The sequence below is a fragment of the Nocardioidaceae bacterium genome (assembly GCA_018672315.1).
Taxonomy (GTDB): Bacteria; Actinomycetota; Actinomycetes; order Propionibacteriales; family Nocardioidaceae; genus TYQ2.
In genome coordinates, this window is sequence record CP076053.1 from 2,052,561 (window position 1) to 2,067,184 (window position 14,624).

11 protein-coding genes and 3 rRNA genes are annotated in these 14,624 nt (G+C 65.3%); 11 read left to right on the forward strand and 3 right to left on the reverse strand.

The window, feature by feature from the left end; all coding sequences use genetic code 11:
• Positions 1-15: 15 nt before the first annotated feature.
• A complete protein-coding gene (locus KLP28_09890; GenBank protein ID QWC83940.1) occupies positions 16-435 on the forward strand; it encodes a hypothetical protein in 420 nt (139 codons plus the stop codon).
• 172 nt (positions 436-607) lie between these two features.
• Positions 608-1,384: a SigB/SigF/SigG family RNA polymerase sigma factor gene (locus tag KLP28_09895; protein ID QWC83941.1), complete on the forward strand. Its 777-nt coding sequence runs from the start codon at positions 608-610 to the stop codon at positions 1,382-1,384.
• A 38-nt stretch (positions 1,385-1,422) separates the two neighbouring features.
• On the opposite strand, the gene KLP28_09900 is transcribed toward KLP28_09895, so the two are convergent.
• Complete coding sequence (locus KLP28_09900; protein ID QWC83942.1) at positions 1,423-1,674, reverse strand: ANTAR domain-containing protein; 252 nt, start codon at positions 1,672-1,674, stop codon at positions 1,423-1,425.
• Positions 1,581-2,111 carry a GAF domain-containing protein gene (locus tag KLP28_09905; GenBank protein QWC83943.1) on the reverse strand — a complete coding sequence of 177 codons (531 nt, stop codon included), beginning with the start codon at positions 2,109-2,111 and terminating at the stop codon, positions 1,581-1,583. The genes KLP28_09900 and KLP28_09905 overlap by 94 nt, the downstream gene beginning before the upstream one ends.
• A gap of 178 nt (positions 2,112-2,289) precedes the next feature.
• Here KLP28_09905 and prfB point away from each other — a divergent pair, with 178 nt between their 5' ends.
• Complete coding sequence (prfB, locus tag KLP28_09910) at positions 2,290-3,396, forward strand: peptide chain release factor 2 (GenBank protein ID QWC83944.1); 1,107 nt, start codon at positions 2,290-2,292, stop codon at positions 3,394-3,396.
• Between the two features lie 10 nt (positions 3,397-3,406).
• Here prfB and KLP28_09915 read toward each other — a convergent pair whose 3' ends face one another.
• Positions 3,407-4,135 carry a hypothetical protein gene (locus KLP28_09915; protein ID QWC83945.1) on the reverse strand — a complete coding sequence of 243 codons (729 nt, stop codon included), beginning with the start codon at positions 4,133-4,135 and terminating at the stop codon, positions 3,407-3,409.
• A gap of 144 nt (positions 4,136-4,279) precedes the next feature.
• On the opposite strand from KLP28_09915, the gene ftsE reads away from it, so the two are divergent.
• The 8 genes from ftsE to KLP28_09955 all read left to right on the forward strand — a co-directional run bounded on the left by ftsE (position 4,280) and on the right by KLP28_09955 (position 14,620).
• Positions 4,280-4,975, forward strand: a complete 696-nt coding sequence (ftsE, locus tag KLP28_09920) for a cell division ATP-binding protein FtsE (GenBank protein QWC86911.1) — start codon at positions 4,280-4,282, stop codon at positions 4,973-4,975.
• A 9-nt stretch (positions 4,976-4,984) separates the two neighbouring features.
• On the forward strand, positions 4,985-5,905 hold the full coding sequence (ftsX, locus tag KLP28_09925) for a permease-like cell division protein FtsX (GenBank protein QWC83946.1): 921 nt from the start codon (positions 4,985-4,987) through the stop codon (positions 5,903-5,905).
• Positions 5,906-6,010: 105 nt separating this feature from the next.
• Positions 6,011-7,405 carry a peptidoglycan DD-metalloendopeptidase family protein gene (locus KLP28_09930; GenBank protein ID QWC83947.1) on the forward strand — a complete coding sequence of 465 codons (1,395 nt, stop codon included), beginning with the start codon at positions 6,011-6,013 and terminating at the stop codon, positions 7,403-7,405.
• Positions 7,406-7,861: 456 nt separating this feature from the next.
• Positions 7,862-9,384 (forward strand): 16S ribosomal RNA (locus tag KLP28_09935).
• Between the two features lie 391 nt (positions 9,385-9,775).
• Positions 9,776-12,894: ribosomal RNA gene (locus tag KLP28_09940) — 23S ribosomal RNA — on the forward strand.
• 139 nt (positions 12,895-13,033) lie between these two features.
• Positions 13,034-13,150, forward strand: a 5S ribosomal RNA gene (gene rrf / locus KLP28_09945).
• The 16S, 23S and 5S rRNA genes sit together here, the layout of an rRNA operon.
• Before the next feature lie 73 nt (positions 13,151-13,223).
• Positions 13,224-13,700 (forward strand): SsrA-binding protein SmpB, encoded by a 477-nt coding sequence (gene smpB / locus KLP28_09950; GenBank protein QWC83948.1) that lies wholly within the window; start codon positions 13,224-13,226, stop codon positions 13,698-13,700.
• Between the two features lie 2 nt (positions 13,701-13,702).
• Positions 13,703-14,620 carry an amidohydrolase gene (locus KLP28_09955; GenBank protein ID QWC86912.1) on the forward strand — a complete coding sequence of 306 codons (918 nt, stop codon included), beginning with the start codon at positions 13,703-13,705 and terminating at the stop codon, positions 14,618-14,620.
• Positions 14,621-14,624: the final 4 nt, after the last annotated feature.

The following is a 14,624-nucleotide window of genomic DNA, read 5'->3' on the forward strand; positions in this document are numbered from 1 at the left end:
GGGTAGGAAGGCCGCATGACGACCTCGACCCCTCTCGGTGCCGCCGCCGGCGCGTGCCCCTGCGGTCGCCCCGCCGCGTACGCCGCCTGCTGCGGCCCGCTGCACGACCGCGCTCGGGAGGCGACGACGGCCGAGGAGCTGATGCGCTCGCGCTACGCCGCGTACGCCACGGGCCGCGAGGACCACCTCTTCCGCACCTGGCACCCCCGCACTCGTCCGGACCGGGTGACCGCCACCCCGGGCACGACCTGGACGGGCCTGACGGTGCTCGACGTGGTCGACGGCGGACCCGACGACACCCACGGGGTCGTCGAGTTCCGGGCGACGTGGCACGACGTCGACGGGGGAGCGGGCGCCCTGCACGAGCGCAGCCGGTTCGAGCGACGCGCCCACCGCTGGGTGTACGTCGACGGCGACCCCGTCCAGACCCCGTGACGACGCGCCACCACCCCTGAGGACCGCTGACGTGCGACGGACCTGACACATTTCGACCGGATCGGAAGTCTGGCCCCCTCGGTGGGGTTGCGGTGTTCAACCGAGGGCAGTCGGCTAGTGGCGAGGTCCAGCCCTCCGCTTCGCCTGCACAGCCCGCACCAGGAGTGTCGAGATGTCCAGTCCCACCCAGCACGCCGCCCGCGCCAAGGCCACCGTCGAGCTCTTCGACGCTCTCGTGGCCAGCGAGGCGGACCACGAGCGTTCCCGCCTGCGCCACGAGATCGTCGAGACCAACATGCCGGTCGCCGAGGCGATCGCGTCGCGCTACTCCAACCGGGGCGTCGACGTCGACGACCTCCGCCAGGTCGCCTACATGGGCATGGTCAAGGCCGTCGCCGGCTTCGACCCCACCTACGGCAGCGACTTCCTCCAGTACGCCGTCCCCACCGTCACCGGTGAGGTCAAGCGCTACTTCCGTGACTCCGGCTGGGTCGTACGCCCGCCCCGTCGCATCCAGGAGCTGCAGGCACGGGTCTCCCGTGCCAACAACGACCTGTCCCAGCGTCTCGGTCGCGCCGCGCGGCCCACCGAGATCGCCGCCGAGCTCGAGATCGACCTCGACGAGGTCATCGAGGCGCTCGGCGCGTACGGCTGTTTCCGGCTGGCGTCCCTCGACCTCCCGGTCGGTGAGGACGAGTCGACGGTCGGAGACCACATCCGCAGCGACGACCAGGACCTGGCGCACGCCGAGAACAGGCTGCTGCTGGGCAGTGCGATGCAGGCGCTCAGTGACCGCGATCGGCGCATCCTCACCCTGCGCTTCGGCCTGGGGTGGACCCAGGAGCGCATCGCGCAGGACATCGGCGTCACGCAGATGCAGGTCTCACGGCTGCTGACGCGCATCCTCAAGGACCTGCGCGGCGAGCTGCAGGTGCCCGAACCGACCTGATCGGTGCACCTGGGTCGACCCGGTCCGGGCCGGTCGACTCAGGTGTGGTCGAGCTGCAGTCCGCGCCGCTCGACGACCTCGGCAGCGATCTGCCTCAGCTTGACGTTGCGGGTCTGGGAATAGCGGCGCAGCACCTCGAAGGCGCGGTCGACGGAGATGTCGAACCGCTCCATCAGGATTCCCTGGGCCAGCCCGATCAGGTGGCGGGAGTCGACCGCTGCACGCAGCTGCTCGCCCTCCCGGGCCGCGGCGAGCGCGACCGAGGCGTGCGCCCCGTAGATCTTGGCCATCTCGACGTCGTCGGCGCTGAAGGTCGGGTGCCGGAGGCGTACAGGTTCAGTGCCCCGTGGGTCTCGGAGTGGGTGAAGAGACGGACGCTGAGGATCGCCGAGATCCCCAGCTCGGCGACCTTGGGCCCCCACACAGGCCACCGCTCCTCGGTGGATAGGTCCTCGGCCACCAGGGTGTCGTGACCCCAGATCGCCTGCAGGCACGGGCCCTCGTTCATCTCCTGCTGCAGGGCGTCGGCGGTGCGGACGAGCTCGTCGGTCACCGCGATCGTCTCCAGACGGCGCCGGCCGTGGAGCAGCGTGATGCCCGCGTGCTCGCAGCGGATCGCGTCGCGGGCGATCTCGCAGATGCGGCTCGCGGTGCTCGCGACGTCGGGTGAGGACTCCAGGATCCTCGCCATGTCGGCGAACAGGGTGGCGTCGGGTGCTGTGGTCACGTCCCCATCCTTCCAGTCGATGCGGGGTCGGGGGCCGTACCCCGGGCGCACGTCCTCACCCAGCATCTCTTCCCCCGACCCGGGCGTCCACGCGTACGCCGGGCAGCGCATGCCGGCGCACACGGGCGCCCAGAGGGACCGACCGGGACGACCCCGGGCACCGCGTACGCTCCGTCTCGTGGCAGCACCCGACCTCGAGACCCAGATCAAGCAGCTGCGCGCGACCCTCCGCACGATCGAGCAGGTGCTCGACCCCGACGAGATGCGGCAGGAGATCGCAGAGCTCGGCGAGCAGGTGGCCGCGCCCGATCTGTGGGACGACCAGGCCAACGCGCAGCGGGTCACCGGCCGCCTGTCGACCCTGCAGGGACAGCTCGAGCGCTTCACCTCCCTGGAGGGCCGCCTCGACGACGTCGACGTGCTGGTCGAGCTCGCCCGCGAGGAGGGTGACGCCGACTCCCTCGCCGAGGCCGAGGCCGAGGTGCGACGGCTGCACAAGCTGGTCGAGTCGATGGAGGTCCGCACCCTGCTCAACGGCGAGTACGACGAGCGCGAGGCGCTCGTGACGATCCGTTCCGGGGCCGGCGGTGTCGACGCGGCCGACTTCGCCGAGATGCTGATGCGCATGTACGTGCGCTGGGCCGAGCGCAATGACTACCCGGTCGAGGTCTTCGACACCTCCTACGCCGAGGAGGCCGGGCTGAAGTCCGCGACCTTCGCGGTGCACTCCCCGTACGCGTACGGCACCCTCAGCGTCGAGATGGGCACCCACCGGCTGGTGCGGATCAGCCCCTTCGACAACCAGGGCCGCCGTCAGACCTCCTTCGCGGCGGTCGAGGTCGTGCCGGTGCTGGAGCAGACCGACGAGATCGACGTCCCCGACGAGGAGATCCGCGTCGACGTCTATCGCTCCTCGGGCCCGGGCGGTCAGTCGGTCAACACGACCGACTCGGCCGTACGCCTCACGCACATCCCCACCGGCACGGTGGTCTCGTGCCAGAACGAGAAGTCCCAGCTGCAGAACAAGGCCTCGGCGATGGTCATCCTCAAGGCCAAGCTGCTGGCGCTGAAGCGGGCCGAGGAGCGCGCCGAGATCGACGCCCTGCGCGGCGACGTGCAGGGCTCGTGGGGCGACCAGATGCGCTCGTACGTCATGCACCCGTACCAGATGGTCAAGGACCTGCGCACCGAGCAGGAGTCGGGCAACACCCAGGGCGTGCTCGACGGTGAGATCGACGCCTTCCTTGAGGCGGGCATCCGCTGGCGTCGAGGTGCCGACGCCTGATCGTGCCCGTTCAGCCGGCGCGGGTGTCGAGCTGCTCGAGGGCGTGCAGGCACCACGCCACGAGCTGGGATTCCAGCGCCTGCGGTCCCTCCTCGGCGGTGAGGTCCTGGCGCTCGACCTCGCACGCGATCCAGGTGTCGCCGACGCGGCCCTCGGAGCGCAGCTGCCCGTCGCCGCAGGTGGTGGTGACGGCCTGCACGCCGACCCTCGGCAGGTCCGCCAGCTCCTCGCAGTCCTCGCGGGCACGGACGGCGCGCGTGAGCACCACGCCGCGGCGGGGGCTGACGACGGGGGCGAACACGGTGACGGCTGCGGCCCGGGCGCCCGGCGCCCGGCCGGGGACGACGCCGTCGCGCAGCTCCCACCGGCAGCCGTACTCCGCCACCGGTTGCGACGTCGTCCCGGCCGAGGTCTCGATCGCGACCGGGTCGCCGGGCACGGTGCGCTGCAACGCCGGCAGCGGCGTCCCTCGGCGGAGGCCGAGCGTACGCCGCACCTCGTCCACCTCGAGCAGCTCGCAGAAGTCGACCCGGGCGAGATCCGCGGCCCTCGCGAGCTCGGTCAGACGTGCCGCCGGGTCCTGGTCCGCCCCGCCGCTCGTCGACGTCGGCGCCTCGGTGCGCGGACGCGGTGCGTCCGTCGATGAGTCCTGCTCGCCACCGAGCACGCTGCAGCCGGCGAGCGCGACGGTCGCGGTGGCGACGGCGGCGCCGCGGCGGAGCGTACGACGGCGAGGCACCCCGACACCCTAGGCGTGCTCGCCTAGACTCCGAGCGCCGCCGGATCCTCGATCCCGACCCGTCGGCTGCCCGTCGACACCCCGTCATCGATGGCCGTCCAGAGCGCCTCGAGACGCCCCGAGCAGGTGGAGCCACCGACACCCGTGATCCGATTCGAGCAGGTCACCAAGGCCTACAAGGGCCAGAGCCGCCCTGCCCTCGAGGACATCGACGTCGAGGTCGCCGAGGGTGAGTTCGTCTTCGTCGTGGGCGCCTCGGGGTCGGGCAAGTCGACGCTGTTGAAGCTGATCCTGCGCGAGGACCGGCCCACGAGCGGCAAGGTCTGGGTCGACGGGCGCGACGTGGCGCGCATGTCCTCCTGGCGGGTGCCGAAGCTGCGCCGGGAGGTCGGCACGGTCTTCCAGGACTTCCGTCTGCTGCCGACGAAGAACGTCCGCGACAACGTCGCCTTCGCCCTGCAGGTCATCGGCACGCCGCGCAAGGAGGTCAAGCGCCTGGTGCCTGAGACACTCGAGATGGTGGGGCTGGAGGGCAAGGCGAAGTCGCTGCCCGACCAGCTCTCCGGCGGCGAGCAGCAGCGGGTCGCGATCGCCAGGGCCTTCGTGAACCGGCCGCGCATCCTGATCGCCGACGAGCCGACCGGCAACCTGGACCCGACGACGTCGGTCGGCATCATGAAGCTGCTCGACCGCATCAACCGCACCGGCACGACGGTGGTGATGGCCACGCACGACTCCGGCGTGGTCGACCAGATGCGCAAGCGCGTCATCGAGCTGTCCCACGGCCGCTTGGTGCGTGACCACTCCCGCGGTGTCTACGGCACCGACGGCCAGGGCTGAGGAGGTCCGTTGCAGTTCTCCTACGTGTTCTCCGAGCTAGGCACCGTGCTGCGGCGCAACCTGACGATGACGATCTCGCTCGTCGTCACGATCTTCGTGTCCCTGACGCTGGTCGGCATGGGGCTGCTGCTCAACAGCCAGGCCGACAAGGCCGAGGAGTACCTCGGGTCCCGGCTGCAGATCACCGCCTTCCTGTGCAACGACAACTCCGTCGGCGCGACCTGCCTGGACGGTGAGGCCACGGCCGCGCAACGCGAGGCCGTGGAGGCGGAGCTGGAGTCCAACCCCCAGGTCGCCGACTGGTACGTCGAGTCCAAGGCCGAGGCGTACCGCAAGTTCCAGGAGATCTACTCCGGCAAGGCGGAGTCGCGCCAGCGCATCTTCCAGACCGTGAAGCCCCGTGACCTCCAGGTCTCCTACTGGGTGCAGCTGAAGGACCCGCAGCGTTTCGCCGGCATCGAGTCGGCCTTGCTCTCGCTGCCCGGCGTCGACACGGTGCGGGACCTGCGCGACGTGCTGAAACCGCTCTACTTCTGGATGGACGCCTTCAAGTGGGGGGCCATCGGCATCGCCGGCTGCCTGCTCGTCGCGGCCATGCTGCAGGTGGGCAACACGATCCGCATGGCCGTCTACTCACGCCGTCGCGAGATCGGCATCATGCGTCTGGTGGGGGCGTCGCGGGCCTACATCCAGCTGCCGTTCGTGCTGGAGTCCTTCCTCGCCGCACTCCTCGGGGTGGCCCTCGCAGCGGGCGCCCTCGTGGCCTTCATGCACTACGTCGTCTACGGCGTCCTTGTCCCCGGCTCGGACCTGATCGCCTGGATCGGGTGGGAGGACGCCTTCTCCGCGATCGCGTACGTCGGCGCCGTCGGCGCCGTCCTCGCGCTGGTCCCGACACTCGTGATGACGCGCAAATACCTCAAGGTGTGACGCGGGCGCCCTACCGTGGCGAGGAGCGGTTCCTCTTCCCCCCGAGTCAGGACACCCGTGAGCACTTCCCCTTCCCCAGGCACGCCTGCGCGCAGACGGCGTGGCGTGAGCGCGTACGTCGTGGTGACCCTGGCGCCCCTGCTCGTCGTCGCCGGCCCGGCGCTCGTCCCTGTCGCGGACGGCCCGGGCGCGGCCACGGCCGGTGACCTCGACGACCGCAAGCGGTCCAACGACGAGGACATCGCCGCCGCGCAGGACGAGCTGGAGGAGACCAGCTCCGGCCTGCAGCGGGCAACCGCCGCGCTGATGGAGGCCGAGGGGCGTCTCGACGACGCCGAACGTCGCCTCAGCAGCGCCCGGGCCGAGCTCACCGCCGCGGAGGTGATCGACCAGCAGATGCAGCGCGAGCTGGACGAGGCGGTAGCGGCGTTGCAGCAGGCACGTGCCGAGCTGCGCGAGGAACGCCGCAAGCTCGATCGGCGCCGCGGCAGGCTCGGATCGTTGGCCGCCTCGTCCTACCAGGCGGCCGACACCCAGCTGATGCGACTGACCGCGCTGTTCAACGCTCGCGACGTCTCCACCGTGACGGTGCAGCTGAACACCGCCCGCAACCTCCTCGACAAGGAGCTCACCGGTCTCGACCGGCTGCGCGCCACCGAGGTGCTGCTGACCGTCACCGAGGAGCAGGTGGCGGAGTTCAAGCAGCAGGTCGCGGCCCGGCGGGCAGCCGCGGCGGCGAACCTCCGGCGCATCGAGACCCTCGAGGCCCAGGCGGTCGCGTACGCCGAGGAGGTCGCCACCTTCGTGGAGGCCCGGGAGGCGGCGCAGGCGAAGGCGGAGCAGGCCAAGCAGCGTGACCTGGCCATGCTGAGCGAGCTCGAGCAGGAGCGCGACCGCATCGGGGACCTGCTGCGCCGTCGGGCGGCCGAGGCACGCCGGCGGGCAGCCGAGGAGGCCGCGGCCGAGGAGGCCGCGGCCGAGGCAGCCGCGAAACGCAGGGCAGCCGCCGAGGCACGCAGCGCGAACCGGTCGCGGAGCAACGGCGGTGGCTCAGGTGGCTCGGGTGGCTCGGGTGGCTCCGGCGGGTCCGGTGGTTCCAGCGGCGGGCTGCTCGCGCCACCGGTCGACGGATACCTCACCTCGAGCTTCGGCTACCGCACCCACCCGATCTACGGCTACCGCTCCTTCCACGACGGCGTGGACTACGGCGCGGGGCGCTGCGGGGTCCCGATCCGGGCGGCCGCGTCCGGGCAGGTGGTCTCCCGCTACTTCCAGACCGCGTACGGCAACCGGCTGATCGTGGACCACGGACTGATCGGCGGCGCCGGCATCGCGACGATCTACAACCACGCGTCGCGCTACACCGTGAGCGCGGGGCAGAACGTCTCGCGGGGCCAGGTGATCGGGTACGTCGGCGACACCGGATGGTCCACCGGCTGCCACCTGCACTTCACGGTGCTCCGCAACGGCACGGCCGTGGACCCGTTGGGCTACCTCTGAGGCCGTACGCCGGGGCTCTGCCCTCACTCGTACGGACCAGCGACCCGCATCCGGACCCCCCGGTTTGCATGTGTCGGGCAGGTGCCGCTAAAGTTTCATCTCGTTGCCACGGAGCGGCGGAGAGCACGACCTGAAGGTCGGGTGATCGGCCCGGGCAGCACCAGCTCGAGCATCACCCAGCAAGCACGACTCGCTGAGTGGCTCGACTCCCGGCACCACGAACGGCCAGGATCCTCGGTTTGACCGGGACCCGCACGGCAGGTAAGTTTGGTCGGGTTGCTTCGGATGGGGTCCACTTGTGGTGGGGTCTGGCGGGGTGTCTGATTCTTGAGAACTCAACAGTGTGCTAAAAGTCGACGAATTAGTTTGTATTTGCCTCGTCGGTTCTCGCTCTTTGGAGTGTTGATCGGCGACTGTTGTATGCGATCATATGCCGCGTTTGTGGTTATGGTTTTTTCAACGGAGAGTTTGATCCTGGCTCAGGACGAACGCTGGCGGCGTGCTTAACACATGCAAGTCGAGCGGTAAGGCCCCTTCGGGGGTACACGAGCGGCGAACGGGTGAGTAACACGTGAGCAATCTGCCCTTCACTCTGGGATAACCATCGGAAACGGTGGCTAATACCGGATATGACCACTCCCGGCATCGGGTGGTGGTGGAAAGTTCTGGCGGTGGAGGATGAGCTCGCGGCCTATCAGCTTGTTGGTGGGGTAATGGCCTACCAAGGCGACGACGGGTAGCCGGCCTGAGAGGGTGACCGGCCACACTGGGACTGAGACACGGCCCAGACTCCTACGGGAGGCAGCAGTGGGGAATATTGGACAATGGGCGAAAGCCTGATCCAGCAACGCCGCGTGAGGGATGACGGCCTTCGGGTTGTAAACCTCTTTCATCCATGACGAAGCGCAAGTGACGGTAGTGGAAGAAGAAGCACCGGCCAACTACGTGCCAGCAGCCGCGGTAATACGTAGGGTGCGAGCGTTGTCCGGAATTATTGGGCGTAAAGGGCTCGTAGGCGGTCAGTCGCGTCGGGAGTGAAAACACGAGGCTTAACTCCGTGCCTGCTTCCGATACGGGCTGACTAGAGGTATGCAGGGGAGAATGGAATTCCTGGTGTAGCGGTGAAATGCGCAGATATCAGGAGGAACACCGGTGGCGAAGGCGGTTCTCTGGGCATTACCTGACGCTGAGGAGCGAAAGTGTGGGGAGCGAACAGGATTAGATACCCTGGTAGTCCACACCGTAAACGTTGGGCGCTAGGTGTGGGACTCATTCCACGAGTTCCGTGCCGCAGCTAACGCATTAAGCGCCCCGCCTGGGGAGTACGGCCGCAAGGCTAAAACTCAAAGGAATTGACGGGGGCCCGCACAAGCGGCGGAGCATGCGGATTAATTCGATGCAACGCGAAGAACCTTACCTGGGTTTGACATATGCGAGAACCTGTTGGAGACAGCAGGCTCTTTGGACACTCGTATACAGGTGGTGCATGGTTGTCGTCAGCTCGTGTCGTGAGATGTTGGGTTAAGTCCCGCAACGAGCGCAACCCTCGTCTTATGTTGCCAGCACGTCATGGTGGGGACTCATAAGAGACTGCCGGGGTCAACTCGGAGGAAGGTGGGGATGACGTCAAATCATCATGCCCCTTATGCCCAGGGCTTCACGCATGCTACAATGGCCGGTACAAAGGGCTGCGATACCGTAAGGTGGAGCGAATCCCAAAAAGCCGGTCTCAGTTCGGATTGGGGTCTGCAACTCGACCCCATGAAGTCGGAGTCGCTAGTAATCGCAGATCAGCAACGCTGCGGTGAATACGTTCCCGGGCCTTGTACACACCGCCCGTCACGTCACGAAAGTTGGCAACACCCGAAGCCGGTGGCCCAACCTCTTTGAGGGGGGAGCCGTCGAAGGTGGGGCGAGCGATTGGGACGAAGTCGTAACAAGGTAGCCGTACCGGAAGGTGCGGCTGGATCACCTCCTTTCTAAGGAGCACATCTGGCATCGGCGTTCCCGTGTGGGGGCGTGTGGTGTCCAGGTTTCCCGCATTGCGGCAGCGAGTGTCTGTCGGTGCGGGGGGCTCAGTAGTGGAATCGTCGACTATTCACGTCGTGCCTCGTGTGGCGCGGTCTTGTCAGTACTACTCGTGCGGTTCGTCCGTGTGGGTGTGGAACCTCGGGGTCGTTCGTCCGGTGGGGTGGGTGTGGGCACACTGTTGGGTCCTGAAGGATCAGGCGTTTGTCTGGTGTTTCAGTGCGGGCCTTACGCATGTCGCTGATGTGGTGTGTGGGGGTGTCGTTTGTTGTTTGAGAACTTCACAGTGGACGCGAGCATCTTGTAGCAATATTTGTTTGATGTCTTTAGTGGTGTGTTGTTTGACAAGCTACTAAGGGCACATGGTGGATGCCTTGGCACCAAGAGCCGATGAAGGACGTAGGAGCCTGCGATAAGCCCTGGGGAGTTGGCAACCGAGCTGTGATCCGGGGATGTCCGAATGGGGAAACCCAGCTGGAGTCATGTCCAGTTACCTCTGCTTGAACACATAGAGCAGTTGGAGGGAACGTGGGGAAGTGAAACATCTCAGTACCCACAGGAAGAGAAAACAAGAGTGATTCCGAAAGTAGTGGCGAGCGAAATCGGATGAGGCCAAACTTGCATCGTGTGATAGCCGGCAGGCGTTGCGGTGTGAGGGTTGTGGGGCCGATTTGTCTGTGCTGCCGTACAGGCGCGGAGTAAGAAATCCAGGATGAGGTCGAACCGGGTTGGGAAGCCCGGCCGTAGAGGGTGAGAGCCCCGTAGACGTAAGTTCTGGACTCCGGATCGTGACCCCAAGTAACACGGAACCCCTGAAATTCCGTGTGAATCTGGCGGGACCACCCGTTAAGCCTAAATACTCCTTGGTGACCGATAGCGGACAAGTACCGTGAGGGAAAGGTGAAAAGTACCCCTGGCGGGGAGTGAAATAGTACCTGAAACCATGTGCCTACAATCCGTCGGAGCGCGCATTCGTGTGTGTGACGGCGTGCCTTTTGAAGAATGAGCCTGCGAGTTAGCGTTGTGTTGCGAGGTTAACCAGTGGTGGGAAGCCGTAGCGAAAGCGAGTCCGAACAGGGCGTTTGAGTAGCACGATCTAGACCCGAAGCGGAGTGATCTATCCATGGGCAGGTTGAAGCGCGGGTAAGACCGCGTGGAGGACCGAACCCACCAGGGTTGAAAACCTGGGGGATGACCTGTGGATAGGGGTGAAAGGCCAATCAAACTCCGTGATAGCTGGTTCTCCCCGAAATGCATTTAGGTGCAGCGTCGTGTGTTTCTTGCCGGAGGTAGAGCACTGGATGGTCTAGGGGGCCCACAAGCTTACCGAAATCAACCAAACTCCGAATGCCGACAAGTGAGAGCGCGGCAGTGAGACTGCGGGGGATAAGCTCCGTAGTCGAGAGGGAAACAGCCCAGACCATCAGCTAAGGCCCCTAAGCGGTGACTAAGTGGAAAAGGATGTGGAGTCGCAGAGACAACCAGGAGGTTGGCTTAGAAGCAGCCATCCTTGAAAGAGTGCGTAATAGCTCACTGGTCAAGTGATTCTGCGCCGACAATGTAGCGGGGCTCAAGTCATCCGCCGAAGCTATGGCATTCACACTCCCTTTGTTGGGATCATCGGCCCGGGTTTTCCTGGGTCCAGTGGTGTGGATGGGTAGGGGAGCGTCGTGTGGGGGGTGAAGCGGTCGAGTGATCGAGCCGTGGACGCCACACGAGTGAGAATGCAGGCATGAGTAGCGAATCCAATGTGAGAAACATTGGCGCCGAATGATCAAGGGTTCCAGGGTCAAGCTAATCTGCCCTGGGTAAGTCGGGACCTAAGGCGAGGCCGACAGGCGTAGTCGATGGACAACGGGTTGATATTCCCGTACCGGCAAAGCAGCGCCCATGACGAGGCCGGTGATGCTAAGTGCCCTGAACTCCACAGATCCTTCGGGACAGTTGGAGGGATGCGCACGACCCGATCCGGTAGTAGTCAAGCGATGGGGTGACGCAGGAAGGTAGCCAGTCCGTGGCGATGGTTGTCCACGGCTAAGGGTGTAGGGCGAGCAGTAGGTAAATCCGCTGCTCTTGTGCCTGAGACCTGATGGGGAGCCCGTATGGGTGAAGCTGGTGATCCTATGCTGTCGAGAAAAACCTCTAGCGAGCTGTGCGCCGCCCGTACCCCAAACCGACTCAGGTGATCAGGTAGAGAATACCAAGGCGATCGAGTGAACCATGGTTAAGGAACTCGGCAAAATGCCCCCGTAACTTCGGGAGAAGGGGGGCCGGATGCGTGAACACCCTCGCGGTGGTAAGCGTTGATGGCCGCAGAGACCAGGCCCAAGCGACTGTTTACTAAAAACACAGGTCCGTGCGAAGTTGAAAGACGATGTATACGGACTGACTCCTGCCCGGTGCTGGAAGGTTAAGGGGACGTGTTAGCAGCTTTTGGTTGCGAAGCGCAGAACTTAAGCCCCAGTAAACGGCGGTGGTAACTATAACCATCCTAAGGTAGCGAAATTCCTTGTCGGGTAAGTTCCGACCTGCACGAATGGAGTAACGACTTGGGCGCTGTCTCAACCATGGACTCGGCGAAATTGCACTACGAGTAAAGATGCTCGTTACGCGCGGCAGGACGGAAAGACCCCGGGACCTTTACTATAGTTTGGTATTGGTGTTTGGTTCGGCTTGTGTAGGATAGGTGGGAGACTGTGAAGCGCACACGCCAGTGTGTGTGGAGTCATCGTTGAAATACCACTCTGGTCGTACTAGATGTCTAACCTAGGTCCATTATCTGGATCAGGGACAGTGCCTGATGGGTAGTTTAACTGGGGCGGTTGCCTCCTAAATGGTAACGGAGGCGCTCAAAGGTTCCCTCAGCCTGGTTGGCAATCAGGTTTCGAGTGTAAGTGCACAAGGGAGCTTGACTGTGAGAGTGACACCTCGAGCAGGGACGAAAGTCGGAACTAGTGATCCGGCGCTGGCATGTGGAAGCGGCGTCGCTCAACGGATAAAAGGTACCCCGGGGATAACAGGCTGATCTTCCCCAAGAGTCCATATCGACGGGATGGTTTGGCACCTCGATGTCGGCTCGTCGCATCCTGGGGCTGGAGTAGGTCCCAAGGGTTGGGCTGTTCGCCCATTAAAGCGGCACGCGAGCTGGGTTTAGAACGTCGTGAGACAGTTCGGTCCCTATCCGCCGCGCGCGTAGGAAACTTGAGAAAGGCTGTCCCTAGTACGAGAGGACCGGGATGGACGAACCTCTGGTGTGCCAGTTGTTCTGCCAAGAGCACGGCTGGTTGGCTACGTTCGGAAGTGATAACCGCTGAAAGCATCTAAGCGGGAAGCACGTTTCAAGATGAGGTTTCCCACCCCTTGTGGGGTAAGGCCCCCAGTAGACGACTGGGTTGATAGGCCGGAGGTGTACAGCAGTGATGCCTAGCCGACCGGTACTAATAGGCCGAGGGCTTGTCACACATCACACCTCTAGGGTCATCAAATCGTGTGCTCAAGGAAGTGTTGCGCGTCCACTGTGTGGTTCTGGAACCACGAACGACCCCATGGTCACCCCGGTTTTTCGGGTGTGGTCGGGGGCGTGTTCGAATTCCATAGTGTTACGGCGGCCATAGCGTGAGGGAAACACCCGGTCCCATTCCGAACCCGGAAGTTAAGCCTCACAGCGCCGATGGTACTGCAATCGCGAGGTTGTGGGAGAGTAGGACGTCGCCGGACTTCTTTTCGAAAGGGGAGTCACGTTGAGAAATCAACGTGACTCCCCTTTTGGTGTTGGAGGAGGATGAGGACCATGGCACGTGAAGCTGGCGTCAAGGTCGTGGCGCAGAACCGTAAGGCGCGGTACGACTACGCGATCGAGGACACCTGGGAAGCCGGGCTGGTGCTCGTGGGCACCGAGGTGAAGTCGCTGCGCGCCGGACGCGCGTCCCTCGTCGACGGCTTCGGCGAGATCGACCGGGGTGAGGCGTACCTGCACGGGGTGCACATCCCCGAGTACACCGAGGGCACGTGGACCAACCACGAGCCCAGGCGCGTACGCAAGATGCTGCTGCACCAGCACGAGATCGACCGCATCGACTCCCGCGTACGCGAGCGCGGGTTCACGCTCATCCCGCTGTCGCTGTACTTCAAGGACGGCAAGGCGAAGGTCGAGATCGGTCTCGCGCGGGGCAAGAAGTCCTACGACAAGCGCCATGCGATCGCGGAGCGTCAGGCCAACCGGGAGAAGCAGCAGGCCCTCGGTCGTCAGCTGAAGGGCTACGAGTGAGTCTGACCGACCGAGACGTCCCGTCCTGGTTGAAACGTCACGAGATCCCGGGGATCGTCGACGTGCACGTGCACTTCCTGCCACCGAGGATCCAGGCGGCCGTCTGGGCGCAGTTCGACCAGGCCGGCCCGAAGATCGGCCGTCCCTGGCCGATCACCTACCGGGGATCGGTCGAAGAGCGCGTCCAGCAGCTTCAGGCGCTGGGCGTACGCAGGTTCGGGACGCTGCCGTACGCGCACAAGCCCGGGATCGCGGAGTTCCTGAACGACTGGGCGTGGCAATTCGCGGACGCGACGCCTGCCGCGATGCGCTCGGCGACGTTCTATCCCGAGCCTGAGGCGACGACGTACGTGGCCGAGCGCCTCGCGGACGGCGCTGACGTGTTCAAGGTGCACGTGCAGGTGGGGGAGTTCGACGTACGCCACCCGGATCTCGATCCGGTGTGGGCGCAGCTCGCCGAGGCCGGGACGCCGGTGGTGCTGCACGCCGGGTCGGGCCCGGTCGGCAACGAGTTCACCGGACCGACCCCCGTACGCTCCGTGCTCGAGCGGCATCCCGGCCTTGCTCTCGTCATGGCGCACTCAGGTGCGCCGGAGTTCGAGGCGTTCCTCGCGATGGCCGAGGGCTTCGAGCACGTCCTGGTGGACACCACGATGGTGTTCACCGACTTCTTCGACACGCTGGGTGGCGCCTTCCCCGACGAGCTGCTGCCGCGGTACGAGGCACTGGGCCGTGCGGGCAAGGTGTTGCTCGGCTCGGACTTCCCGACGATCCCGTACCCGTACGCCCACCAGCTCGAGTCGCTCGAGCGGCTGGGCTTCGGCAGCGACTGGCTGCGCGCGGTGTGCTGGGACAACCCCCGTCGTCTCTTCGAGGTGCCCGAGGTGCCCGAGGTTTCCGAAGCCCCCGAGGACGCGTGAGCCG

What these genes read in the sequence shown, in the direction of transcription:
- smpB (QWC83948.1), top strand. Translation starts at nt 13,224, where the DNA reads ATGGCACGTGAAGCTGGCGTCAAGGTCGTGGCGCAGAACCGTAAGGCG.
- KLP28_09900 (QWC83942.1), bottom strand. Translation starts at nt 1,674, where the DNA reads ATGGCCAAGATCTACGGGGCGCACGCCTCGGTCGCGCTCGCCGCGGCC.
- KLP28_09895 (QWC83941.1), top strand. Translation starts at nt 608, where the DNA reads ATGTCCAGTCCCACCCAGCACGCCGCCCGCGCCAAGGCCACCGTCGAG.
- KLP28_09890 (QWC83940.1), top strand. Translation starts at nt 16, where the DNA reads ATGACGACCTCGACCCCTCTCGGTGCCGCCGCCGGCGCGTGCCCCTGC.